Annotated in this window: 22 protein-coding genes and 1 pseudogene; 6 read left to right on the top strand and 17 right to left on the bottom strand. The window is 70.0% G+C overall.

Annotated elements, in window-relative coordinates:
* On the bottom strand, positions 1-891 hold the full coding sequence (locus ACZ6EM_RS37945) for a TauD/TfdA family dioxygenase (RefSeq protein WP_465774439.1): 891 nt from the start codon (positions 889-891) through the stop codon (positions 1-3).
* A gap of 177 nt (positions 892-1,068) precedes the next feature.
* Here ACZ6EM_RS37945 and ACZ6EM_RS37940 point away from each other — a divergent pair, with 177 nt between their 5' ends.
* The gene (locus tag ACZ6EM_RS37940; RefSeq protein WP_401047574.1) at positions 1,069-1,497 is read left to right on the top strand and encodes an NUDIX hydrolase; all 429 of its coding nucleotides are present in this window, start codon (positions 1,069-1,071) and stop codon (positions 1,495-1,497) included.
* A 3-nt stretch (positions 1,498-1,500) separates the two neighbouring features.
* Positions 1,501-2,649 carry a helix-turn-helix domain-containing protein gene (locus ACZ6EM_RS37935; RefSeq protein ID WP_401047572.1) on the top strand — a complete coding sequence of 383 codons (1,149 nt, stop codon included), beginning with the start codon at positions 1,501-1,503 and terminating at the stop codon, positions 2,647-2,649.
* 134 nt (positions 2,650-2,783) lie between these two features.
* Here the strand turns inward: ACZ6EM_RS37935 and ACZ6EM_RS37930 are convergent, their stop codons facing one another.
* The 13 genes and pseudogenes from ACZ6EM_RS37930 to ACZ6EM_RS37870 form a co-directional block, all read right to left on the bottom strand.
* Entirely contained in the window at positions 2,784-3,389 is a 606-nt protein-coding gene (locus ACZ6EM_RS37930; protein ID WP_465774438.1) for a hypothetical protein, read from the bottom strand.
* Positions 3,390-3,495: 106 nt separating this feature from the next.
* Positions 3,496-3,975, bottom strand: a pseudogene (locus ACZ6EM_RS37925) (AAA family ATPase); the annotation flags it as partial.
* 10 nt (positions 3,976-3,985) lie between these two features.
* Positions 3,986-5,848 carry a glycoside hydrolase family 15 protein gene (locus ACZ6EM_RS37920; protein ID WP_465774437.1) on the bottom strand — a complete coding sequence of 621 codons (1,863 nt, stop codon included), beginning with the start codon at positions 5,846-5,848 and terminating at the stop codon, positions 3,986-3,988.
* Between the two features lie 140 nt (positions 5,849-5,988).
* On the bottom strand, positions 5,989-6,771 hold the full coding sequence (locus ACZ6EM_RS37915; protein ID WP_465774436.1) for a helix-turn-helix domain-containing protein: 783 nt from the start codon (positions 6,769-6,771) through the stop codon (positions 5,989-5,991).
* Positions 6,772-7,070: 299 nt separating this feature from the next.
* Entirely contained in the window at positions 7,071-7,493 is a 423-nt protein-coding gene (locus ACZ6EM_RS37910; RefSeq protein ID WP_401055232.1) for a response regulator transcription factor, read from the bottom strand.
* Positions 7,494-7,563: 70 nt separating this feature from the next.
* On the bottom strand, positions 7,564-8,070 hold the full coding sequence (locus tag ACZ6EM_RS37905) for a helix-turn-helix domain-containing protein (protein ID WP_465774434.1): 507 nt from the start codon (positions 8,068-8,070) through the stop codon (positions 7,564-7,566).
* A 47-nt stretch (positions 8,071-8,117) separates the two neighbouring features.
* Positions 8,118-9,584, bottom strand: a complete 1,467-nt coding sequence (locus ACZ6EM_RS37900; RefSeq protein WP_465774433.1) for a Mur ligase domain-containing protein — start codon at positions 9,582-9,584, stop codon at positions 8,118-8,120.
* Positions 9,581-9,967: a roadblock/LC7 domain-containing protein gene (locus ACZ6EM_RS37895; protein WP_465774432.1), complete on the bottom strand. Its 387-nt coding sequence runs from the start codon at positions 9,965-9,967 to the stop codon at positions 9,581-9,583. Before ACZ6EM_RS37895 ends, ACZ6EM_RS37900 begins: the two co-directional genes overlap by 4 nt.
* 510 nt (positions 9,968-10,477) lie before the next feature.
* Positions 10,478-11,017 carry a hypothetical protein gene (locus ACZ6EM_RS37890; protein ID WP_401052345.1) on the bottom strand — a complete coding sequence of 180 codons (540 nt, stop codon included), beginning with the start codon at positions 11,015-11,017 and terminating at the stop codon, positions 10,478-10,480.
* A gap of 20 nt (positions 11,018-11,037) precedes the next feature.
* Positions 11,038-13,020, bottom strand: coding sequence for a hypothetical protein (locus tag ACZ6EM_RS37885; RefSeq protein WP_465774431.1), 1,983 nt, complete (start codon positions 13,018-13,020; stop codon positions 11,038-11,040).
* Complete coding sequence (locus ACZ6EM_RS37880; protein ID WP_465774430.1) at positions 13,017-14,180, bottom strand: 5'-methylthioadenosine/S-adenosylhomocysteine nucleosidase family protein; 1,164 nt, start codon at positions 14,178-14,180, stop codon at positions 13,017-13,019. Before ACZ6EM_RS37880 ends, ACZ6EM_RS37885 begins: the two co-directional genes overlap by 4 nt.
* Positions 14,181-14,924, bottom strand: coding sequence for an NUDIX hydrolase (locus tag ACZ6EM_RS37875; protein WP_401052351.1), 744 nt, complete (start codon positions 14,922-14,924; stop codon positions 14,181-14,183). It lies immediately after the preceding gene.
* 834 nt (positions 14,925-15,758) lie between these two features.
* Positions 15,759-17,011 (bottom strand): IS3 family transposase gene (locus tag ACZ6EM_RS37870; RefSeq protein WP_465774429.1). Its coding sequence is split into 2 segments (ribosomal slippage): positions 15,759-16,732 and positions 16,732-17,011, totalling 1,254 coding nucleotides; the frame shifts between segments, so codons are not numbered across the junction.
* Between the two features lie 190 nt (positions 17,012-17,201).
* On the opposite strand from ACZ6EM_RS37870, the gene ACZ6EM_RS37865 reads away from it, so the two are divergent.
* Positions 17,202-18,719 (top strand): hypothetical protein, encoded by a 1,518-nt coding sequence (locus ACZ6EM_RS37865; protein ID WP_465774428.1) that lies wholly within the window; start codon positions 17,202-17,204, stop codon positions 18,717-18,719.
* 254 nt (positions 18,720-18,973) lie between these two features.
* Here ACZ6EM_RS37865 and ACZ6EM_RS37860 read toward each other — a convergent pair whose 3' ends face one another.
* A complete protein-coding gene (locus ACZ6EM_RS37860) occupies positions 18,974-19,459 on the bottom strand; it encodes a hypothetical protein (RefSeq protein ID WP_465774427.1) in 486 nt (161 codons plus the stop codon).
* Between the two features lie 336 nt (positions 19,460-19,795).
* Positions 19,796-20,164: a peptidase inhibitor family I36 protein gene (locus tag ACZ6EM_RS37855; protein WP_465774426.1), complete on the bottom strand. Its 369-nt coding sequence runs from the start codon at positions 20,162-20,164 to the stop codon at positions 19,796-19,798.
* Positions 20,165-20,181: 17 nt separating this feature from the next.
* Here ACZ6EM_RS37855 and ACZ6EM_RS37850 point away from each other — a divergent pair, with 17 nt between their 5' ends.
* On the top strand, positions 20,182-20,409 hold the full coding sequence (locus ACZ6EM_RS37850; protein WP_401052484.1) for a hypothetical protein: 228 nt from the start codon (positions 20,182-20,184) through the stop codon (positions 20,407-20,409).
* A 175-nt stretch (positions 20,410-20,584) separates the two neighbouring features.
* Here the strand turns inward: ACZ6EM_RS37850 and ACZ6EM_RS37845 are convergent, their stop codons facing one another.
* Positions 20,585-21,874: a hypothetical protein gene (locus ACZ6EM_RS37845; protein ID WP_465774425.1), complete on the bottom strand. Its 1,290-nt coding sequence runs from the start codon at positions 21,872-21,874 to the stop codon at positions 20,585-20,587.
* Positions 21,875-22,308: 434 nt separating this feature from the next.
* On the opposite strand from ACZ6EM_RS37845, the gene ACZ6EM_RS37840 reads away from it, so the two are divergent.
* Entirely contained in the window at positions 22,309-23,274 is a 966-nt protein-coding gene (locus ACZ6EM_RS37840) for a terpene synthase family protein (protein ID WP_465774445.1), read from the top strand.
* Between the two features lie 10 nt (positions 23,275-23,284).
* Complete coding sequence (locus ACZ6EM_RS37835) at positions 23,285-24,643, top strand: prenyltransferase/squalene oxidase repeat-containing protein (protein ID WP_465774424.1); 1,359 nt, start codon at positions 23,285-23,287, stop codon at positions 24,641-24,643.
* Positions 24,644-24,672 lie beyond the last annotated feature (29 nt).

Here is a 24,672-nt window from a genome sequence, read left to right as displayed (position 1 = left end):
TCACCAGGAGTCGATGGGGCGGCAGCGCCGCGATTCGACGGCCGACTGCCCGGCAGGGGCGGGCGCTTCGACGGACTCTGCGGCGTGGGCGCCCCCGTGCGGGGTGGACAGGCTGGTGGGGGACCACAGCTGGCGGAAGCCGGGTCCGAGACCGAGCGCGGGGTGCGGCTCGCCCAGCGCGCGCAGTATCAGCCGCTCACCCGAGAAGGCGGTGCGGCCGTGCAGCAGACGGTGGTTGTCCAGCACGACGCCCTGTCCGGGGGACAGCCGGAGTCGGTGAGTGTTTCGGTCGATGGCCTGGCGCAGGACGGGCAGGTGCGCCTGGGCGTCGGGGGAGAACCGGGCCAGGTCGTCCTGGCGCAGTCGCAACCGCCACCACCCGGCGGACAGCTGCTGGAACACCGAGGCGAAGTGGCCACTCGATCCGCCGAAGTACGCGGCTCGCTCGGCGGAGAATGCCTCGATGGCGGCGGGGTGGTGCGTGGCCAGCTCGGCGAGGACGGCCCGGCCGTCCACCAGCAGGCTCTCACCGCCGCGGTCGCCAGCCCGTGCGCACGCCAGCAAAAGCAGACGGGGCGGAGCCGGGTGCTGCGCGCACTCGGTGTGCAGGGCCAGCGCGCCGCGCCCCAGGCCCGCGAAGCCCGGGCGCCCGCTGTGGCGGCCGGTGTCACGGATGACGGTCAGCCCGTCCGGGTCGGCATCCCGGTGCTGCCACAACGAGGACATCAACCGGCCGGTCGTGACGAGCACATCGTCCCGACCGCCCAACCTTGCGAGCCTCAGCAGGCCGTCCTCACGCAACACCTCACCGGCCTGCTCGCGCGCCGCTCCGTCCAGTCCGCCCGTGACGAAGTCGTGTCCGCTGGTGCCACTGGTGTTGAACGACGGCATGGTGAAGCTCCCTCGTGGGACCGAGTGGGTGGGAGGGGACACACTCTCCACGTCCCACCCACCCGATGGAAAGTGACAGATTGTCAAAGCGCGATCACCGGACCATGGGGCATCGCGGAGGCTCGCGACTGCTACCTTCGACAGGCCCGTGCCCGTCTGCGTGCCTCGGAAGAAGCGATGAACGAGACTGAACAGCCCTACGTGCCAAAGGCCTTCCCGATCTCCATCAAGGGCGTCGTCCTCGACCCACAGCAACGGGTGCTGCTGCTGAAGAACGAACGCCAGGAGTGGGAGCTGCCGGGTGGGAAACTGGAGGGCACCGAGACCCCCGAAGAGCGGGTCGTCACCGAGATCCACGAGGAGAGCGGCTGGACGGCCACCGCCGGCCCCCTGCTGGACGTGTGGATGTACGAACCGATCCCCGGACGCCAGGTCTTCATCGTCACCTACGGCTGCAACGCCACCGACGCGCACCAGGCCCCGGTCGTGAGTCACGAACACAAGGAAGCCGGCCTCTTCCACCGCGACGAGGTGCCCGGCCTGGCCATGCCGCAGGGCTACAAGGACTCCATCGCCCGCTGGTACGAACTGCACCACCAGGACTGACCGTTGACCCGGATCGACCCCTACGGCGGCATCCGTTGGCACTGGACCACCCCCAGGGCCCAGGACATCCTGCGCCGCCGAGCCCTGCCCGAGATCCTCCAGCTCTACCGCGAACTCCACGGGCTGCCGCAACAAGAGCTCGCCGACGTCCTCGGCTACTCCACCAGCTACGTCTCCCGCATCGAGACCGGCTCGCGCACCATCACCGACCTGGGCGCCCTGCGTCACATCGCCGAATGCCTCGGCCTCCCGCCGCACTGCCTCGGTATCACCGACGACGCGGACGGAGACCACCAACTCGTGATCCAGCTCGCCGAATCCGTGCTGCGACTGGCCGAGATCGCCCGCCAGGCCGGCCAGGCCACCACGGCCGTCGCCGAGCTGTGGCCGCTGGTCGCCCGCCTGGAGGCCCGCACCGCCGACGGCCACGCCGACCTCGACACCTTGCGCCTGCTCGCCCGGGCCCGGGTCGGCCTCGGCGTCGCCCTTGGCCATGTCCTGCCGGAGGAGCGGCTGGCCACCGCCGCCCGCTGGACCGGCAAGGGCCTCAACGTCGCCCGGCGCCTGGGCGACCCCGGCCTGCACGCCAACGCCCTGCGCCACCACGGTAACGAGCTCCGCAAAGCAGGGTTGCACCTGCGGGCGCTGGACCGGCTCGGGCAGGCCCGTGACACCGCCCGCACCGCCACCGAACGCGCCGAGGCGGTCGTCCTGCTCGCTCGCGCCGCTGGGGCCGCGGGCAACGCCGTCGTCTTCGACACCGCGATCGAGGAGGGTCACCGTCTCCTGGACGAGGCGGCGCCCACCGCCCTGTTCTCCGAGTTCACCCTCCACGAGGTCCGCCTCCGGGGTCTCATGAGCACGGGCCGGGTCGCGGAGGCCGTCCGGCAGCTCGACCGCGCGCCCGTCGCCGGACTCGCGGCGACCTCCCAGTGGCGGATCATCGCGGCGATCACCGCGGGCGAGGTGCTGCTGAGGAAGGGGGATTCCACCGGAGCGGCGCAGCAACTCGGAGCGGCGGTCGACGGGGCGACCCTCCACCACCTGCCGCACCAGCTCCAGCGTGTCCTGCGGGCCGGCCGCAGCCTGCCCGAGGTCCGGGAGCGTGCGGGCGACGCCTTGGCGCGGTTGCGGGCCGCGATAGCGGCCTGATCTCCGGCCCGGCAGCACGGCGACGATGAGCATGGCGATTCACATTCCTGAGCTCTGAGCTGAACCATCTTGACGGTGTGGTGGGGCGTCGCTCAGCGTGCGGAGCGGGCGGGCCGCGGGGCGGTGAGCGAGGGTCACTCGGGCCGCAGCTCGAGCAGCTGGCTCTGCAGGCGTTCCACGTCGCGGCTGCTGCCCAGGTTCCGGTACTGGTCCTGGCTGGCGGCGTACCAGCTGGCGGCGAGTGCAGGTAGGTTGCCGCGTTCGGCGGCCTGTCCGAGGAACTCGATGCCGTAGGCCGCCCAGTGGCGGTGGCCGAGGCGCACGAACTCCTGCACGGCGGTGTTGATGGTGCCCGCCGCGACGTCGTGCTCGCCGGCCAGGGACTGGGCCTCGCCCAGGAAGACCTTCGCCCGGGCCACGTTCAGCGGGTCGGGCGGGGTGAGCGATTCGAGGTCGGCGACGGCCTGCTGGAGCAGCGGGATGCCGAGGTCGGTGTTGCCCTGGCGGGCGGCGGCGGAGCCGAGGAGGATCTCGGCGAGGCCGGCGCCGCGCCGGTCGTCGAGGTCGGCGTAGAGCTCGATGGCGCGGGTGAGTTCGGGCCAACGGGTTGCCCTCGCAGGCGCGAGCGAGCGCCTCGGCGGCGGCCTGCTCGGCGCGCACCCGGCCCTCGCCGAGGATCCGGCCGAGCAGCTGGACGGCATGGACGGGCGCGAGCGGGCCCAGCTGGTGATGGTGAGCACCGAGAGCGGCGAGTGCGGGCAGTGGCGAGCGGCTGGTGACGACGACCAGGCACGTACTGGTGGCGGGGATCAGAGGCACCACTTGGTCGGCGGTGACGGCGTCCTCCAGCGCCACCAGCAGCCGCCGGGGGGCAGCGCTGGACCGCCAGAGCGCGCGCAAGTCCGATTCTTGCCAGGGGAGTTGATCCACGTCACGGTCTCCGAGACCGCGAAGTAGGGAGCGGACGGTCTCGACAGTCGGTGTCGGACCGTCGACGCCTCCCGCGCGCAGCTGGACGAGTAGCTGTCCGTCTGGGTATCGCTCGGCGTGTCGGCGGCCCCAGTGCGAGACCAGGGCGCTCTTGCCGACCCTGCCGGGCCCGGTGATCGCGATCACTGGAGCGGTGCCTTCCGGCAGGTCGGAGAGTAGCTTGTCCAGGGCGGCGACGTCGTGCTCGCGGTCGGTGAACACCCTGCTGACCGCGGTGAGTTGTCGAGGCACTTGCTGTGGCGGTCCGGCGGGATGGAAGTGGATGTCACGGATCTGGCCGGCCTGGACGGCGTGGTGGACCTGGATGCCGTCGATGTGGTTGGAGACGGTTGGCATGAGGTAGTCGTCAGAGCGAGGCAACGGCGCCGGTCCGGGGACGCGGAAGGACGGGAACGGACGGCACGCCGAGGGCGACGGCGGCGTTGACCAGCGCCAGGTGGTTCAGTCCCTGCGGCGTGTTGCCGAGCTGGCGGCCGGCGGAGGGGTCGTACTCCTCGGCGAGGATGCCCACGTCGTTGCGCAGGGCGAGTAGCGCGTCCATGCGCTCGCAGGCCTCGTCGGTGCGGCCGACCAGGGCGAGTGCGGAGACCATCCAGAAGGAGCACGCGAAGAACGCGCCCTCCTCGCCGGCGAGGCCGTCCACGTTGGCGTCGGCGTCCTGGTGGGTGCGGTAGCGCAGCACGAGGCCGTCGTAGGTGGCGAGTTCGCGTTGGACGGCCTCGATTGTGCCGATCACCCGTTTGTCGTCGGGCGGCAGGAAGCCGGTCTGCGGCAGGAGCAGCAGGGAGGCGTCCAGGTCGCGGCTGCCGTAGGACTGGGTGAAGGTGTTGCGCTCCTCGTTGTAGCCTCGGGCAAGGATGGTGGTGTGGAGGAGTGCCGCGACCGCGCGCAGGCGGGCCAGGGTGGCCCGATCGTGGTCCGGGCGGCGTTCCAGGAGCCGGACGGTCCGGTCGACTGCGACCCACGCCATGATCTTGGAGTGGGTGAAGTGGCGCTCGGGCCCGCGGATCTCCCAGATTCCCCGGTCCGGCTTGTGCGCGGTGGCGGCGACGAGTTCGGCCAGCCCGAGCAGCAGCGCGTCGGCGGCGGGATCGGGTTCGAGTCCGGCGTCCTCGGCGGCCAGTAGGGCGTCCGCGACGTATCCGAAGACGTCGAGCTGGAGTTGGCCGGCCGCGCCGTTGCCGATCCGCACCGGGCGCGAGCCCTGGTATCCGGGCAGGTGGTCCAGGACGGTCTCGGTGAGCTCGCTGCTGCCGTCGAGTCGGTACATGATTCGCGCGGTGGCGGCGTTGCCGATCGTGTCGACCAGCCACGTCCGCCAGGCACGCGCCTGCTCCAGAAAACCCCCGGCGCGCAGCAGCTCCCGGATGGTGAGCGCGGAGTCGCGCAGCCACGGGTAGCGGTAGTCCCAGTTGCGTTCGCCGCCGATCTCCTCGGGCAGTGATGTGGTGGGTGCGGCGATGACGGCGCCGGTGGGCCGGTGGACGAGAGAGCCGAGAACGGCCACCGAGCCGAGGACGGCGTCGCGGTAGCGCCCGGTGCAGGTGACGTTGGCACTCCAGTCGGCCCACTCCCGCAGGGTTGCGGCGAGCGCCTGGCCGGTGTCCGGCACGGGCGGGACCGGGGCGCCGGGCTCCTGCCAGGTCAGGGCGTACGCGGCCTCCTGTCCTGCGGTCAGGACGGTTTCGGCGACCGCGGCTCCACGTCGCCGGGGCCGATGGTCGGGACCGTCCAGCCACAGGGCGGCGCCCTCGTGCTTGGCGGCGAAGCGTCGCACGCCGTCGGGGCTGGTGACCTCGTGCAGGGTGGCGTGGGAGCGGCCGTAGCCGGGCGCGACGACGATGCGGGAGGTGACGCTCACCCGACCGCGCAGACACCTGGCGATCCGGATCACCTGGGCGGGCCGCTCGGCACCGGAGGCGGGCATGAACTCGGTGACCTGCAAGGTCCCCTCGGGCAGCTCCCAGACCTGGTCCAGGACGAGGCCGCCGGTGCGGTAGGCGCGGCGGGTGACGGGGAGGGGCTGAGCGGAGGTGGGGGAGAGCGACCAGTAGCCGTGGCGCCGGTCGCCGAGGAGCGCGGCGAACACCGTCGGCGAGTCGAACTCCGGCAGGCACAGCCACGGGATCGCGCCGTGGAGGTCGACGAGGGCCGTCGAGCGGCCGTTGCCGATCGGGGCATAGCCTTCGATCGGAAGGGGAACGGGCATGCGAAATCCTGGTGTTGGCGGAGCGGTGGGAGGTCAGGGGCGGGAGCGGGTGTGCGCGACGAGCTGCTCCAGCAGCCGCACGGCCCCGGCTGCGGCGGGTCGGGACGGCGGCCGCGAGAGGCCCGTCCTTGCGTCCGGGTTCACGCCACCGGGCAAATCGGCTCCAAGTAGGGGATGTGGTTCGGCGGGGGCAGCGCGACGATTCCGGTGATCACGGCGACGGCTGCGGCATGGGTTCGGCTGCCGCGCCGAGAGAGCGCCCGGACGACTCGTCCCTCGACCGTCCGTGCCGTGCGCAGGCTCAGGCCGACGGCGCTCGCCCCGGCCTCGCTCAGCGTCCCGGTACAGATCAGCGCCGCCACGGCCCGCCCCGCCTGATCCAGCTCGGGGACGGGGTCGGGCAGATCGGCGCGCAGCCGCTCGGTGCCGATCGCCCCCGCCGTGATTAGGCGGACGACCAGGTGCGCGTCGTCCACGGCGCCGACACGCCGGCGCAAGTCGGCCAGGCGAGTCCGGACCAGGTACTCCCCGGTATGGACGTGGTCGCCGATCTCGGCGACGCCCAGCCCCTGGGCGACCAGTTCGGCGATCCGGCGCTCCAGCGCGTTCAACTCGGGCCTCGGGGCACGCCAAGGCCCGGTGTCCGGCACGATGCTCGGGGTCGTCAGGATCCGGCGGACCCCGGCTTCTCCCGCCACGGGCGCCTGGTCGGCGGTGCACACGACCAGCAGCTCGTCGAGCGGGGCCCCGAGCAGGTGGGCGGCTTCCAGATAGGCGGCGGTTCCGAGGTCGTACGCCCCTTGGCGGACCGCGCACGACCAGGCCGATCCCAGGCCCACCGCCTCGACGGCACGGTCGGCATCGACCGCCGCCGCGGGGATCACCAGGGCGCACGGGACCCCGAGGGCCAGTGCCTGGTGCACCAGCCGCACGACGGCTGGCGCCGTCCCGCGGGGCGGCGCCCCGGCCAGGACTGCCGCCAGCGACGGCAATTCTGGCAGGCCGGCCAGCGCACCGAGGTGTACGGCCAGACCCTGCGCGGAGCGCAGCGTCGCGACCGAGCGGTCCAGCGGATCAGGGCGATCGGGTTCAGCGTGCGCTTCGTCTACGAGTTCGGTTTCACCGGTCCCTCCCTTCGTGCGGTGGTGCAGGGTGCGGCCCTGGCCCGAATCGGCCGCCATGGGTGTGGTGAGGTCGGCCAGGGTGTCCCCGGCCGGATCGATCAGCTGCTGTTCGAGTGCCCGGCGGACGGCGACAACGCGCTTGCGGGACCGAGCGTGTCGAGCACGGCGTCCTCGTAGAGTTCCGCCGCGCTCTCCCGGACCTCCAGGGCGCGGGCGACGTCACGGCGATTCCCACCCTGTCCCCAGATCCGCAGGATCAACTTCTGCTCGTCCGACAGCACCGGAGCAACACCCACCGAGGCCGAACGGGGGAGCAGACCGGACTGCCATCCCCGTACGAAGGCGTGAACCCGGTTCGTGGTGTCCAACCGGTCGTACACCTGCCGCAGGTGGCCCTTGATGCTGTCGACACCCAGATTCAGGGCCGCGCCGATCTCCGCGTTCGTCATGCCGAGGCCGGCCCTGTCCAACACCGCGACCTGCTGCGCGGTCAGCGCCGTGGGCGGCGCCTTCGTCCGCATCAGCCGATCCCCCCGAGCATGGGCATCAGCAGCACGCCGGGACCTCCGGCCTGCCGGATGCGGCGCGGCATCAGCGCGCCTCCGCCGGCTGCCGAAGCTCGCTGAGCCTCACGTCGGGCCAACCGGCACCCAAAGCCCGCAACGGCACCAGATCGGCCAGCACGGCCGCCGCGCTCGCCTGCTCCCTCGACCGAACGCCGAGGGCCCGCAGGATCGTCTGGATGTAGGTGTTCACCGTGTTCACGGTCAGCCCCAGATGCTGTGCGATGGCGTCCGCGCCCTCACCGCCCACCAGGCCGGCGAGGACCTCGACGTGCCGCACCGACAGCGACTTGCCGGTGGGGTTCATCACGTGCACGTCCCTCACCAGGCCCCAGGCCGCACCCAAGGCGGCGGCGTGGAAGCGCGACTTGGCGCCGACCTTCGTCGCCAGGGCGACGACGGCGGCGCCGACCTCGGCCTTCTCGATACCGGTGGCGCGGCTGGTCTCGCCGTGCAGGGAACCGCGAGCCACCTGTTGCAGGAGGAGGACGTCGATGTCGGACAGGTCGGGCTTGACGGGAGCTGGCACGGGCATGGGGGACCTCCAACAGGAGCGGGGTCGTGACGGGGGTGGGGTGGGGGCTATCGGGCGGGCTGCGGCCGGTGGAGAGCGGCCAGCAGGGAGGGCCCGATCCGCCGGGCGGCCGGGGAGCCGATGGTCAGGACCAGGTCGCCCCGCTGCACGAGGGAGGCAATCAGGGCCTCGGAGCCCTGCCGGTGCAGGTCGGGCTCGAAGCGGATCACCGTGCCGGTGGAACTGGCGTTGAGGATGGATTCGCTGCCGTCGGCGTGGTTCTGGCCGCGGGGGAACGTCGAGTGGACGGGAAGCAGTACGGTCCGGTCGGCGGTGCCCAAGGCTTCGGCGATCAGACTGGTGAGGGCGTTCGACCGCAGGTGCCCGGAGGGCTCGTAGACGGCCACCACCGCGCCCTCGGTGAGCATCCGGGCGCCCTGGAGGTCGGCGGCGATCTCCTTCGGGTGCACGGCCCTGGACTCGACGACGTTGATGCCACCGGTAGAGCCCAGCCTGGTCAGCGATCGTTCGACGCCCGCGAACGCGCCGAGTCCGTCGACGAGTTCACGGCCGGGAACACCGAGGGCCCAGCCCGCGGCCCACGCAGCGGCCACGGCCATGGCATTGTTCGTCCCGGCGACCGGCATGGTGAACGTGTGGCGTTCGCCGTCGGCCTGGACGGTGACGCGGTGCTCCTCTCCGGTCCAGAACGTCCCGAGGACCTGGACGTCCATGCCGGTGCCGCGGCCGACGGTCACCACCCTCGGACCCGGCCGGTGCCTGCGCAGCCGGTCCGCCAGTTCCTGGCAACCGGGCTGGGCGACCCACACCACCACCGTGTCGCTCCGCTGGGCGAGGACCTCCATCTGGTCCAGCGCTTCCTGCTGGTTCCAGAACGCCGGCGGTGCCGCATCCACGGCGGTGATCAGTGTCACCGTGGGGCTCAGCCCTTCGCCGAGCGTGCGGAAGCGCCAACCGGGCGGCGACGTCTCGTGGCTGGAGCCGTCCGGACAGAGGTCCACCACCAGGACCTCTCCGCCGCCGTCATAGCCGGCGGAGTCCCCCATCGGGGCTTCGGCGAGGATCCACCCGGGATCGCGGCTGACGAGTGCGCAGGTGAGCGCGGCGGCAGCCATGGTGGTCGAATGGCTGCCGGCGACGGTGACCGTGACCGGTGCCGTGCCGGCCAGCAGCTCGACGGCCCGCGCGTAGCCCATCATGGGCAGGCCGTGGCCGGCGATGTGGCTGGTGAGGTCGTGGGTCACGGTGTTGTCGCCGCCCCAGATCAGCGAAGCCGTACCGGGGGCGACCGCTCGGAGAACGGCCCCGCGACGCTCAAGCAGCTCGACCAGCTCGGGACGAAGGCTCGCCTGCACGGGGGAGATCGTGACCCGGGCGTGGCGTCGGGTGAGGTAGGAGGCCAGTCCGGCCATGCCGGGGCTGAGCGGGTCGGGGATGTGCACGGTGCCGAGGACATCGGGCAGCGGCAACGGGCGCCGCAGGCGGGTCGGGGCCTTGGCCGAGATCGGGTTCATGCCGCAGCCCCCACGGCGACGGTGCTGTCCGCCAGTCCGACGAGCCGGGCGGCGATGTCGCCCAGCTGGGCGTTCTTCCCGCACACCGCGGCGAGCATCGAGCCGTCGTTGGCGCCGACGAGAATCAGCGTGCGGCCGGACCGGTCCTCGATCACGCTGTGGCCCCAGAGGCCCCGCTCGGCGGTGCTACGGCCGATGATCTCGGTGCTGCGGTTGCTCACGGCGTGCAGCGCCGCCATCACGGCCGACCAGTGGTCGGCCTCGTCCTCGCCGACCCCGAGCGAACAGCCGAGGACCAGCCCTTCGGGGCTGACGTGGATGGCGGCGAGGGCGCCGGCGGTGCCGGTGACCAAGTCCTTCAGGAACTGCGGATGGCGCAACATGTGAGCCTCCTTGGCCAGAACGAACGCGGGGGAGGAGGGGTCGAAGCGCGCGAGAGGATCGGCTGGGACCCGAGGGGATCGCCGGGGCGGCGTCTCCAACACGTTCAGAGTGGCCAAGGGGACGGTGCGAGCAGGAGGGGGGCGATGGGGACAACCTCGGGATGGCCCAGTTGTCCCCATCAACGGAGCCGAGCAGCCTCGATTGCGTAGGCGAACAAGTGGTACAGCCCTACTTGCATCGATCGATGTGGCATCCCGGTCTATGTGGTGGTGGACCCGTATGCCGCCGAGGTCGCTGTCCACACCCCGACCGCCGGCTCCGGCTACATCGTGGCCCACACGCGTAAGTACGGCTCGGGAGAGCTGGCCGACGGACGGGTCTAAACCCTCGAACTGGACGAGCTGCCCCGGCCCGAGCCGGATTCTTGCCGGCTGTATAGCGGATCCCGGCCCGCGCCTCCGCGCACCGGAGCGCCGTACGTGTGTGGCGCGGGTCCGGCGGGGCTGGTGCTACTGGTCCGCACGGCGCAGGAACCGCCAGCCCAGTACGGCCAGGGCGAGTGTCAGTGCGACAGAAGTGAGCACGAGCAGGGGCTGAACGATGGGAGAGCACCAGAACGCGGTCGTGCAGACCATCGGCAGGACCAGGTATGCGAATAGGTCCACTGCGGTCTGAAGCCGCTTGCGCATGGCGCGGCCCGCAACATTGCGGTGGTAGACCTCCCAGCCGAACACCGTGCCGTGGGCGGAGGCGAGTTCCCCCAGGCGTGGTCCCAATTGGTCGCGGACGTAGCAGCCGATCGCCGAGATCTTCTCGTCGTTGACCAGGTAGGTCCAGCCCAGGATCAGGCAGATCGCGGGGACGGAGAGCAGCAGTCGGTACTGTCCGCTCTGGACGGTGATCGCCATGACCGCAGTGGCCGCGGCGAGCGTGAAGTAGAGCAGGTTGTCGCGGAACCCTATGCGGGTCTTCTGTTCCTCTTTGAGGCAGTCGTACTCGGCCAGCAGGATTTTGCTCTCGGTGACATCGTCCGTGGAGGTCACAGGCATTCCTATGCTCGAGTTCAGGATCAACCGGCGATCTGGAAGGGCGTCAGGTTGTTGGGGCTGTGCCGTTCGATCCAGCCTTTCCCGTCCGCCGCGATCCCCTCCAGGAGACGGAAGGTGTGGGTGGAGCCCGCCGCACTGAGGTTGATCTCAGAGATTTCCTGAGAGTTCTCGTCCGGCGCCAGTTGGTGGGCATCGGCGTCCTTGACGCGGATCTTCCTGGCTGGCCCGTTGGTGAGGACGAGCTCTAGGTCGTAGCCGACGTCGACATTCTCCGTCACCTGCACGGAGGACAGCGCGTCGAACCGATAGTTGCTCCGCTGCTCGTTCTTGCGCGTTGCGTCGGAGAAGTTGAACTCGGAGCTGATCTCGCGGATGCCGTCCTGGGTGAACAGGAACAGGCGGAAGACGTAGTGCGAGTACCGCCAGGGGCCGCCCCTGACCCGGCCTCGTTTGTAGGAAGCAGCTGGGGCTACCAGAATGGTGTGAGTGATCAGGTCGCGCCAGGTGAGCCGGTGGTGTCGGAGCGCTTCATCGACGAACGAAGTCTTGTCACAGGTGAGCCAGGTCTCCATCTCCAGCTCGCTCGGGCGCGTGGCGTCCAGGAACGACTGCCAGTGCTGGTAGGCGGTCTGTCGTGCAGTCAACTGTTCATGGTACTTCTGGGTCTCCCGGGCAAGCCGGTGCTCTTCACGTCGGACCTTCAGCCATAGGGAGGCGGCCGCGTGCCCGGACCAGGCCGCACCGAGTACGGCCAGGAACGCCCACAGCGGCCTCGGCGAGGCGGCACCCGAGACTGCCGTTCCGAACGCGGTCAGAGCCGCGATGCCGAGAACGGCCAGGGCCACCACGGTCAGGGCCTTCGTCCTGACCGGAGTCCGGTCCTGGCGGTGATCATCGAACAGGGTGCCGTTGTTGTAGCGGTTCCGGGCGTCCTCAGCGAGGTACCGGATCAACCAGGCGACCCGGTCCACACTGATCCGGCTCTCCCGGTAGAGGTCCGCGATCTCGGAGGCGAGGCTGCCGCGGACCTGAGCGGTGTGGGCGAGCCAGGCGTCCGGGGTGAACCCATAGGGCGTGCGAACGCTGAAGTAGTGATCGAACGAATGGCGGACGCGGTTGGTGAACCCGTTCTCGGCGGAGGCGGGATCGCGCGGGTGAGGGACTCGGGGCCCGGCCGTGAGGTCCGACCGGGGTTCCTGGCCCCACCACCGGACGCCGAAGCGGGCCGCGGTCAGACCCGCGACGAGCGCCACCAGTAACTCGACGATCGCCTCGGCCGGATCCGTGACCAGTGCCAGGGCCCAGAGGAGCACGCTGCTGACGGCAAACAGGACCGCCCGGACGGGGAGGGCCGCCTGGGCGGCGGCAGCGGTGCTCGGGCGGGGCGGAACGGCCCGCGCCCCGATGGGGGCGGGTTCGAAGTAGGCCCAGACTCGCCGGACCCGGTCGTTGCCGAAGCGCTCCGTCCTGGCCCGTTCGCAGGTCTCCGCCCATAGGTCGTCCTTCAGCCCTCCGGTGAGCATGAGGTCGAGGTGGCGGAGGATCGCGGTGTGCTGGCGGAGCGGCAGGTCTTGCAGCTGCTTCAGCACGGGTCCGGTCTCGCCGCTGGCGTTGCTGAGCACCGCCAGCAGGTCGAAAGTGACGCGCAGGGCTTCCTTCCACCCGTCCTCGGCGTAGATCCGTACGAGCCCGGAGGTGTAGTGCAGCCGTTGGACCTCTTCGGTGCTGAGGTCGTCGTAGGTGCGTGCGCTGAGTACGGCGAGCACCCAGTGGAAACGAACCTCCGCGCCGTCGTATCCGTGGGCCATCGCATCGGTGATCATTTCGCGGGCGCGGCTGGGGACGCCGTCCTCCAGGAACCGCACGCCCAGCCGGTACTTCTCCTGCGGCGAGGCGTCCGGGTGGACGAAGTAGACGTTGGAGTTGTGTACGGTCTCGGCCTGGATCCCGACGGTGGAGTCGTAGGCAGCCGAGCTGTACGCGGCACCGTTGTTGTGGCTCATGCCAGGTCACCGGCCGCGGCGACCAGGGGGGCCAGCTCGGCCACCAGTGCGGGGCACTCCGCGACCAGTCCGCGCAGCCTCCTGAGCGACATGACCGTCCGCTTCGACGATTCAGGGCTGGTTCCCCCGGCCGACCGGAGGGCGGAGTCCAGATCGGTCAGGGCCTCCAGGTAGGAGTCCTCGTCGAGGGCACCCTCGGCGCGGTGCCGCCCCAGCTGCTGTCGGAAACGGTTCAGTTCCGTGATCAGGTCCGTCGGGCCGGATGCCTTCGGGGCCGCGTTCATGTGGACGCTGCTGCCCGTGACCGAGCCGGCCATGATACCGACGGTGCTGTTGTGGGCGGTGTTGCTGACGTTTCGGTCGAACCGGTCGGCCGAACGGACCCTGTCGTCCTGGGGCATCGCGGTCTCCTCCTGTTCCCCCACCAGTTCCACTGCCAACCGGGTGGCGAACGCCGCCGCGTTCGCTGCGGCCCTCGGTTGCCAGTTGCGGTCCTCCGCACTGTTCTTCGTGCCGTCCGCCCGGTCGCTGATTCCCCGGATGATGGCCACCGGTGCCCCGTTGAGATGGCCGGCCTGTGCCACACCGGCCGCCTCCATCTCGATGGCGAGTGCGTCGTTGTAGTGCTGCCGGATCCACTTCGCCTCGGCTGAGATCCTCGAGTTCTGGACGACCTCGCCGGCGGCGATCGCCCCGAAGCGCACCTGCGGCGCGTCCTCGCGACCGGGTACGGGGTCCGCCCAGTCGTTCAAGCGGGCCAGGTGCGAGGCGAGCTGGCTGATGCCGTGCGGTGCTTCCCACACCCGGGGGCGGGCTTTGAGCCCGTCGTCCTCGCTGGTCCCGCCGTGGTAGGCGTACACGTGTGACGCCATCACCACGTCGCCCAGCCTGGTGGCGTCCCACAGGGCGCCGGCGACCCCGACGAAGAGCACGGCCACCGGCGAGAACTCCTGGATCGCGCGTTCAGCGATCACTGCGGCGGAATGGTTTCCCTTGCTCGTCAGACCGAGTGCGACACGGCACGACGTGCCCTGCACGGTTCCCACCTCGAACCGGGTACCACGCTCATGGCGATGCACCTGCGGACCCGCCAGCCTCTGGCGCACAGCCTGGTATTCAAGATTGAGGGCAGTGAGAACCACCACCGGGCCGTTCGACATCTATTCCTCTTCCCCTCTCGTGTTCTCTTCCATCGCGGATGGCACGGGTCGGATCAGCGGTGGAAACAGCACGGTCTTCGGACCGGCTCGGTACAGTCGTGCGGGCCGTCCTCCCGTGGTCCTGCGATCCGTGCCGGCGGGGACGATGAATCCCTTCGCCGCTTGGACCTTCCGGTAGAAATTGCGGGTGTCGAGTTCGGTGCCCCAGACGGCCTCGTACACCTCTTGCAGCTCTGCGATGGTGAAGTTCTCCCTGCAGAATGCCGTGGCCAGCGCCGAGAACTCGAGCTTGGTGCGCGCGCGTTCGATCCCGTCCGCAGCGATTCGACGGTGGTCGAAGGCGAGCTCCACCTCGCCGGACAGGACGGCTTCAGCGGGAACCCACGCGGCATCGGTGGCATCCGTTCCCGCGACCGGGTCGGGCAGCCCCGGCGCGATCGCCAGGTGGGCCACGGAGACGACTCGGCCTCGCGGATCGCGGCCCGAGTCTCCGTACACGGCCAGCTGTTCAAGGTGCACCCAGCCGGCCGCCAGTGCCGTTTCCTCGCTCAGTTCGCGGTGGGCGGCATCCAGAATCTCCTCACCGTCGTGGCTCAGGAATCCTCCAGGCAGGGCGGGCATGCCCCGGAAGGGATCTTCGCCCCGCTCCACCAGGAGGACGTGTAGGCGACTCCCCCGCAGCGTCAGGATCACGAGATCGACCGTCAGCAGTACAGAAGGTGGTGACCACACGTCATCTTGCATGTTCTGCAAGGTACTTCAGTTACTGTCACTTACACAAGAAGGGGGTAGTGGGGATTGCTGTGCCGTTCGACTCCGCAGCCACGGCGCGTGGCGGGGCCGCATGGATCGACCGGCTGGCACCGACCCCACCAGTCCGTTCCGGGTTGGGGGTTCCCGCGGCCCCGATCGCCGTGACGGAGAGCCGGAAGCTCCCATCGGGACGGGCCTGCGGCTCGTGACACCACGCGGCTGACAGCCAGGCAGCGCTTCCATAAGAACAAGTAGGACGAGCGCGTCGAGGACCAGACCAGCACGCTGGTCTGGTCCTCGACGCGCTCGTTGGCTGCCGCTGCCAGGACACGGAGAGCCCGATTCCGGGGAGGTGGGGCCCGGACTCTTCAACGTGAGCGGGTGCGCCCGCGAGCTCTGCCTCTCACGGGTGGCAGAGGGATCGGACCGGCAGGGGCGGTCGTCGGGTCGATCCACGGTACAGGGTGTGTTTCTCCGGCCCACCCCCCGAGCTTCAGCTGCATCTGGTACGAACCCCGATAGCCGATGGAGTGGAGCACGGCGAGGGTCACGTAGTGCAGGGAGAGTCTCCAAACCTCAACCGAGAGGCCGGCACGTGCATAGAGGTCATCTGCGAGTACTTCGGGGTGAACGAGGCGGTTTCGGATCCGCGTGACGGCCGTTGGACCGTCGATCCGATGGTCCGCTGCATACTTGGCCAGCACGGGGAGATCGGTGGCGTCGACCGATGTCGGTATCCCCGCAGACTTCAGCAGATAGCGCAGCTTGCCCTCGGCAGGGCATTTCTTGAAGTCACCTTGAACCGCCCCGGGTTCGATAGAGATCTCAGGTTGTGGCTTTGACCGGGGGTTTTGTGGTTGTGAGGTAGTGGGCGATCTCGTATTCGGCGGGTGGGACGTGGCCTATCTCACCGTGGAGTCGGCGGTGGTTGTACCAGTCGGTCCACTCGGCTGTGGCGAGCTCGACCTGGGAGAGCGTCTTCCAGGGGCGGCCGGGCTTGATCAGCTCCGTTTTGTAGAGGCCGATGGTGGATTCCATCAGGGCGTTGTCGTAGGCGTCGCCGACGGATCCGATCGAGGCTGCGATGCCGGCGGCGTCCAGGTGGTCGGCGAGCCGGAAGCTCGTGTACTGCGACCCGGCATCCGAGTGATGTATCAACTCGCCTCGCTGGTGGGGGAATCCGTCGCGGTCACGCTGCCACAGCGCCATGTCCAGCGCATCCAGGACAAGCCGGGTCTCCTTGGAGGTCGCGGCCGACCAGCCGACGATGCGGCGGGAGAAGGTGTCCACGACGAAGGCGACGTAGACGACTCCGGCCCAGGTGGCGATGTGTGTGAAGTCGGCGACCCAGCAGCGGTTCGGCGCAGTGGCGACGAACTGCCGGTCGACGAGATCCGGGCCGCGTTCGGCGCCCGGGTCCGCGATGGTGGTGATCACCTTCTTGCCGCGGACAGCACCGGTGATGCCGAGTTCGCGCATGAGGCGTTCGACGGTGCAGCGGGCCACCGCTTGGCCTTGTCGGCCCAGCTCCCTCCAGATCTTCCGGGCCCCGTAGACACGGTAGTCGGCGTTGTAGACCTCCTTGATGAGAGCCTTGAGTTCCTCGTCGCGCACGGTGCGGGCGGAGGGCGAGGCCACGCGCTGGTGGTGGGCGTAGTACGTGGAGGGGGCAATGCTGCAGCCGTGCTCGGTGAGCACGCGGCAGATCGGCTCGACGCCGCCGAAGTGGCCCCGGTGCTCGTCGATGAACGCTACGAGCGCAGGTGTGGCCGGTCGAGCTCGGCCGCGAAGAAACTCGCCGCGGCCTTGAGGATCTCGTTGGCGCGCTTGAGTTCGGCGATCTCCTTCTTCATCGCCTTGATCTGCGCGGACTCCTCCGTGGTCGTGCCCGGGCGCTGCCCGGAGTCGACCTGGTCGCGTCGCACCCAGTTGCGCAGGGTCTCGGCGGAGCCGATGCCCAGTTTCTCCGCCACGGCCCGCAGCGCCGCCGACTCGTTCGGGTAGTCGCCGAGGACCTCGGCAACCATGCGCACCGCACGACGGCGCAGCTCAGGCGGGTAGGAGGAAGGACGTGCCATGACTCGAATCCTTACACGAAATCGAGTCCCCACCGAACCCGGGGCGGTTCAGTGGTGCGTGATCACATTGAGAAGCTGAGGTGGCCAACGAGGGTTGGCGGCCGCGATTTTTGCGCAGAGTCACCGGAGTGGGACCCTGGGTGCAAGCCGGGCCCAGGGTCGTGATGCAAAGGCCAGTCGAGGAGTGTTGATGACCGAACAGAGCCCTGCACGGTTCCCGATCACCGAGCCGTTCACCCAGTCGGAACCGTCCAACCCGAACTGGAAGCTGGCGGGCAAGGCGCGACTGGAGGGGGGTTTGGAGCTGAACCGTCCGGGGGCGGCGGGTTATGTGGGGATGGCGTTGCTGGACCAGCCCTTTCCTTCTGCCCAGGGGGTGGTCATCGACTTCGACTACGCCACCGAAGCCTCCACCGGTGCGAACGACTCCTTCGGCCTGGGACTGTGTGTGTTCCTCATCGATGGGCGGCAGACGACGCAGGCCGCAGACAGCTGGTACGGCCTGGGCTACGCCTACCAGCACAAGGACGACCTCCATGATCCCGAACGGGCGGGCGTCACTGCGGGGTATGTCGGCGTCGCCTTGGACAGCATGGCCATTTTCCAGTACTACAGGGTCGGAGACGGCGGCGGTCAGGACGATCCGGAGCTGCCGAACCGGATCGCGGTGCGCGGCTCGGGGAACCTGCTGAGCGGATTCGAGCTGCTGGGCGTCGGGCCCGAGGTGCCCGGCGGGTTCGAAGCTTCGTGGCAAGACGGCGCGCATGTCCAGATGTGTATCAACGGCACCGTCCTGACCGTGCGTCACACCCGTGGATCCGACCCCGGCGGCACGTTGGCGACCTTCGCATTGGAGGGGCCCGCGATGACGGCGATGCCCGAAACGTTCAAGCTCGGCCTGTCCGCGACGGTCCACTACCAGGCCACAGGGACCTACCGGATCCGTGACCTGAGCGTGGCGCCGCCGGTGACCGTCCCGCTGGAGATGGACGGCCCGCGCACCGCCCACGCGGGACAGCAGGTCTCCTACACCATCCAGGTAGCCAACCTGGGCCCCGGCGACGCGCCCGAGGTGCGGGTGGAGGGCGAGATCCCCGCTCCGATGCGAAACGGTGCCGAACAGGTGCACTGCCGGGGCGAGAACGGCGCCCAGTGCGGCACCGGCTCGGTCACCGGCGGCCTGCACCAGCCGCTGAAACTGCCCGCCGGCAGCAAGGCCACGATCACCGTCACCGGCACCGTCAGCCGCACCTTCGAGGGCGCCCTGTCCCCGACCGCGTGGGTCACCGCCCCCGGAAACCTCTCCATCCAGCGCCGCGCCCAGGTCGATATCCAGGTCGAAGCCTCATCGGTCACCGCCGACTACCAGATCACCGGGCAGTGGGACCAGACCTGGCCCGAGGACGCCAAGGGATGGCTGGTCAGCTACGAACTGACCCTGGCCGCACGCGACCAGCGGGTGGTGCGCTGGCAGATCAGCTTCGACGTCCCCGCAGGCACCCGTCTCAACCCCGCCCAGACCCAGTGGTACCAGGTGATCAGCAACGGGCAGGACGGGACCGTGGTCCTGGCCTCTCCCGACGACACCCACACCATCGACCCCGGAGCCCCCCTGGCCGTGAGCGTGCAACTGCTCTACCCCACCCAGACCGCAGCCGGCGACGGCGCCCTGCGCGGCCTGCACGCCATCGAAACCACCCGCCCCTGACCAGCCCCGACACCCCCTGGCACCCCTGGTCCGAGCAGCTCAGGACCAGCAATACGCCAGCCCATCGGGTCTTGCGACTGACGATCTTCCGAGGACCGTCATCGAGGTCCTGCCAGGAATGCGCCAGCGACGAGTGGGCCCAGGAACGGGCTTCCGGGGCCTGCGGCGTGATCCCGTGGACGCTGGAGCCCGGTCCTGTCGGCCGTGGTGCCGGGTCGCCCGGGGACTGCGGGCAGTCCCCGGGCCGCGGTCGCCTATCGCAGGCTGATCGGAGCGCAGCCGGGGCCGGCGCAGCCGACGATCTGGTTCTGGTCGATGGGCAGGGCCCGGCTGGTGCGGACTGCGGGGAACTGTGCGGTGGCGGGCCTGGCGGCGTACTCCGCGAGGACGGCCCCCGTGGCGTCGACGACGGTGATGACGGAGGGCACGACCGAGCCGCCGGTGACGACGAGCTGCGGGACGCGGCCGGTGTAGCGGAGGCTGAACGTGCCCACGTCCTCCGCCCGGACCTCGGCGACAGGCACCTCCTGCAGGGTCTCGACGGGCGTGATGTCGGTGACTGGGATGGCGCCCCGGGTGATCCCGGTACCGCCGTCACCGCCCCCGTCGCCGGACAGCGCACCCAGGTCGGTCGCGCCGGAATCCTGCGCGATGACGGCCCCCGAGCGGGCCGCCTGGATGACGTCGTCGATCTTGTGGTCCGGGACCGTGATGTCGAGTTCGTCTCGGTCGGCACTCATGCGTTCACTCCTCACACACCAGCGGCACGGTTGCCACTCTCGGCGATCCTTCCATGACGCTCCGCCAGCTCGGAGCTATTCCCAAGAACGGATGCCGCCTCGACCCGCCCCCCTTGCCATCGGTGGTGGAATGCTCTGCGACCGGCCTGCACCCCGTCCGCCGGTGGCGCGGACTTGCCGCACTGGCAGGCGGCGCTCGTTCCGTGGCTGCGGAATTGATCACCAGTGCGAGACAGGAATGGCGGGCAGTCCGATGCGCCCCCCGGGGGGGCGGTGGTGCCGGACGGCCGGTGCGTGGATCCCATCGCTGATGTGCCCCCGATCGGGAGCGGCAGGTCAGGAGGTGTCGACCTTGATGGAGGAAGCGACGTCGTTGAAGTCGTCACCGACATAGGCCGCGTCGCTGGTGAACGCCTTGCTGGCGCTCTGGAGGCCGGCGTCGGCATAGAGGGTGACCGTCCAGCCGCTGGGCACCCTGACCGAGCTGATGGAGTCGTTGCCGACAGCGCCCGGCTTGGTGAGGTCGTAGGTACCCGCCTGGAGCGTCATGCTGGGACCCGTGAAGTTGCGGTCGGCGTAGATGGCGGGCTGGTTGGCAGGCTTCGGTGCCGGCGTGGGGTCGTCCCCATGGCTGGGGTAGGAGTTGTAGTGGTACTGCTGGCTGTAGCCGAAGTCGTCGTCCGACATGGCGCGGGGTCCTCTCACATAGGGATGTCCGATCGGTGGACGGCTCATCGCCCGAGCGCATCGCGGCCACCGGCACGCTGCTCAACGACATGCCGACGCGAAGGCAACCGCCGAGCACGAATCCGTCCTGGCAGGACACCGACAAGCGAATCATCAGCTACGGGCGGAAACCCGGAGTTGATCAAAGCCAAGATCTCCGCCACCCCACCACTTCTCCACTCGCCCACCAGGTCACGGCACTGGCAACAGAGCAGATCATTTGAAACGCGACGTCATTACTGGCGATCGGCTGAGACGGCCCGGGGCTCCGTGCCGGACGTCGTGGATCGGCACCCGATCTTCGGCACCGGGGCGGCCCCGCCCTTGAGGGTGAGGCGAAGGATCGCGCCCTCGGGACGCCCGCCGCCGTGGTGGCGGCGGGCGGGTGCACCGGGGCGGCTACGGGGTGTCTTGCGGCGTGTCGATCCAGTCGGTGGCGAGACGTTCGGCCGTGAGGCGGGCTTCCACCTCGGCGGTGTCGGTACCGGCGGCCTTCTTGCCGGCGCCGCGGTGGACGCACAGCAGTTGGTCGGCCTCGCCGTTCTTGTCGCGGTAGACGATGAGGGCAGGCCCCGCGCTGCTGAGGTGGTTGGGAAACCTCACGTCCGGCTCCCAGCCCTTGTTCGCGACGAAGGCTGCGCCCCACAGGTTCTGGTCACCGCTGCCGTAGCCGCGGTGGACCAGGGCCATCTTCCCGTTGTAGGCGGCCAGGGCCGGTCCCTCCAGGCTGTTGTGGCCCGGGAGCCGGAAGTCCTGGGACCAGCTGCTGCCGTCGTAGGCGGCGTGCCACAGGGAGGTGTCGTTGCCGCCGCCGCGGTGGACGAGGTGGAGAGCGCCGTTGTACTCGCACAGGGCCGGGTTGGACGCCGTCTCGTGGCGGGGCATCTCGGTGTCAGGACTCCACTGGGAGCCGTCGTAGGTGGCGTGCCACATTCTGTCGCTGTTGCCACCGCGGTGGACGAGGTGGAGCGCTCCGCCGTAGACCGCCAGCGCCGGTCCCCGGGAGCTCTGGTGAAAGGGCATAGGGCCGACGGTCCAGTCGGTACCGTCGAAGGTGCCGTGCATCAAGTCGTTGCTGTTGCCAGCGCGGTAGACGAGGTGGATCTTGCCGTTGAAGGTCGCCAACGCCGGGCCGTCGGCGCTGTGCATGTTGGTCCTGATGTCCTCGGACCAGCCGGTCTCGGGGGCGTAGGTGGCGTACCAGAGGGAGTTGTCCACGCCGGCGCGGTGGACGGTGACCAGCCGCCCGTTGAGCACGGCCAGGGCCGGGTTCGCGGCCGACTCGTGGCCGGGGAACTTCTCGTCGTCGCTCCAGTGCGAGCCGTCGAGGACGGTCCACCACATGTTGAAGTCCACACGGGGGCCGTTGCGCGCACTGGGGACGAGCCAGCTCGGAGCGATCCACGGCGAGCTGCACTTGACGCCCCACTGGCCGGTGTTCGCCCACTTGATCGCCGCAGCATGAAGTTTCATGCAGAAGGCGATGACCTGGCCCAGCGGAGGGATCGCGGCATTGACGATGTCAGCGAGCAGCCCTTCGATCTCCGTGGCCTCGTCGGCGGTCGCCTTGTTCATGTGGACCTCGAAGCCCCACCACCTCTTCTCCACCCAGGCGTCCAGGCCGCGCACCTTCAGCTGCTCCCGGGCCTCCTCCGCCCTCGCCACTGCAGCGGCCGACGGCGCCGCCATGCCCCTCCGGAAGCCAGTCGGCGGGCATCTGGTCGGTGGACGGCGCGGACGCACCCTGCGCCGCGGCGCTGTCCTGCGTGGCGGTCTCGTCAACAGCCATAGGATTCCCCTTCTCCGCTGCGCACGGCGCGCGCCAGCCTCGCCCGGGCCACCGGGCGAGGCTCCGGCCCGCAGCCGGGTGCACTGCCTGAAGAGTTTCAGGCTGTCATGGCCACCGTCAGGCCGAACGGTGTCGACATCGGCGGATCTTGCCCCATTTGGTCGAATGGCCCCGCTCGTGGGGCTGGTTCACCATTGGTGAGTTCCGCAGCCGTAGGCGTTCCGAGCCTCCCAGCGGTGTTCGCCGTCTTCAGGCCGCTGTTAAGCGTCCCTGTCTGCCACTGGCCTGACATGATCAGACCATGACTGACATACCATCAGATTCCTTGGCCCTCGTGCGCGATGCGATGCTGCGGTGGGCCCGACGGGCGGGCCTGGTGGCGGAGCCCGGCGAGGAGCGGCGTCTTGCCGCGATGCGGCTTCAGGTGCTGGTCGGCGGTGCTCTCCCGCAGGGCGACGTGGCGGATGTGGCACTGGCCGCACAGTGGGCGGCGTTCATCTGCTGGGTGGATGACCAGATCGACCGGCGCGGGCTGGGTTCGGTGCCGGGCGAGTTGGAGCAGTTCACCGCGCCGCTGCGTCAGGTGCTCGCGCCCGGCGAGGGCACGTCGGGGGTGGCAGCTGCCCACGCGGTGGTGCTGTCGCGCTTGTGGGAGCGTACGGCTGCGGGGATGTCAGCCCCCTGGCGGGCCCGGTTCACGACGGACTACCTGGACTTCCTGGACGCCTGCGAACAGGAGGTGGCGCTGCGCCGCTCCGGCGCCCGGCTGCCGCTGACGGCCTACCTCGCGCTGCGGCGTCGCACGATCACGCTGCTGCCGATGCTGGACGTCCTGGAACACGCCGGTCACGCCGAGTTCGTCGAGGACCCGCGGGTGGACGCTCAACTGCGGGACCTGCGCTGGGCCGTGGCCGATGTCGTGGGCTGGGCAAATGACCTGGCCTCGGCGGTGGACGACAAGGCCGCCGGCCAGGACAACCTGGTGGCGGTGCTGGCCCGCCAGGACGGCTGCACGACGGACGAGGCCCGGACACGGGTGACGGCCATGATCGAGGAGCGCCGCGCGGGCTTCACCACCGCTGCGGCCGACCTTCGCACGGGCCCGCTCCTGTCTGCCGACCGGCAGGAGGACCTGCGCCGCTACGTCGATCTGGTGGAGAGGTTCATGACCTCCACCCTGCACTGGCTGACCGTCACCGGACGGTTCCACCTTCACCCCGAGACGATGCACCACCCTCCGTCCACCAGCCGCGGGCCGGCCCCCGCAAGCGCCGGACGGCCCGCCGACGAGCTGAACTGAACGGAGCCCGATGAGACTCGCCGCGACCACCCTCGCGCTGCCCCGATGGCACAGCACCGACTTCCCCGACGACCTGGCGCTGGCCACCGCCCGGCTGCGCCTGTATCTGGAGAGCCGGATCGACCCGGACGGCGCGGTGCGCGAACCGTGCCACAGCCGCGTCCTCGAATCCGCCCTGCTGCTCGTCCTGCTGGACCGCACCCGGCTGGAGCCAGCCGCCCGCGACCGCCTGGCCCGCTACCTGGCCGCACATCGCGAATCCCCCACGCCGCTGGACCGGTTGCTCGCACGCGCCTGCCTCGACGGCCCCAGCAACGTGGCCGGCCAACTGGACGTCGACGACTTCCTCAGCCACGCACCGGACTTCACCGGCCCCCGCAAGCGCGCCCTGCTGCACGCCGTCCTCGTCCTGGTCGGCGCCGTCCCCGCCACCGACCTTCCCGCCCCCGACGCGTTCTGCCTGCACGGCCTGCACACCTGGGCGCGCGTCCAGGTCACCGCCGTCAAGGCCATCCTCGCCCACGCAAGGCCCGACCTGATCGACGCGCACGACCTGGACCTGCTGCGCTCCACCCAGCAACCAGGGACCGTGTGGGAGGGCCACCTCCTCGTCCACCTGTCGGTCCTGCACGCCCTGGCAGCCCAGCCGGGCCACCAGCAGCTGATAGCCGACGGGATTCACACCGCGCTGCAGCACCAGCGCCCCGACGGCGGAATTCCGTTCATCTGCGACGAGGACACCTGGGTCACCGCCAACGCTGGAGTGGCCCTGCACGCCGCGGGCGCCCCCGTACCGGTCCTGGACAGGATCGCCCAGCGCCTGCTGCACCTCCAGCAGCCTGGTGGCGGCTGGTCCTACACCGAGGGCGCTCAACTCGCCGACGTGGACGACATTTCAGCCTCCATCGAGGTCCTCCACCTCACCGGCCCCCACGTCCATCGGCAGCCGATCAGCCGTGCCCTGGACGCCCTCCTCGCCCTGCGAGGGCCCGATGGCGGCTTCCCCACCTACCAGGTCGGAGCACCCTCCGAAGCCTGTATAACCGCCGGTGTCGCCAACGCCCTCTGCTCCCAGGCCGACCGGCAGCACACCGCCATCGACGAAGCCCTGACCTTCCTCGCCTCCCAACAGCACCCGGACGGCTCGTTCCCGCCCGACTGGAGCAAAAGCCGCCTGCACACGGTCTTCCGCGCCACCCTCGCCGCCACCCGCCACCCCAGCCATCGCACACCGAACAGCCCGGCCCAGCGCATCACCAGCCGGGCCGCCCGCCTCGTCACGAACTCCCAGAACACCGACGGCTGTCGGCGTACGAGTCAACATGCACCACCTCGTACGAGTGACTGTGCACCAGAGTTGATGCGGTGAAAGGCTGTTGTCCGTGAGCCTGCTGTCGT

The sequence above is a fragment of the Kitasatospora sp. NPDC041917 genome (assembly GCF_055589745.1).
Note: the sequence above shows the minus strand (reverse complement) of the source record. Positions and strands in the feature narration are given on the sequence as shown.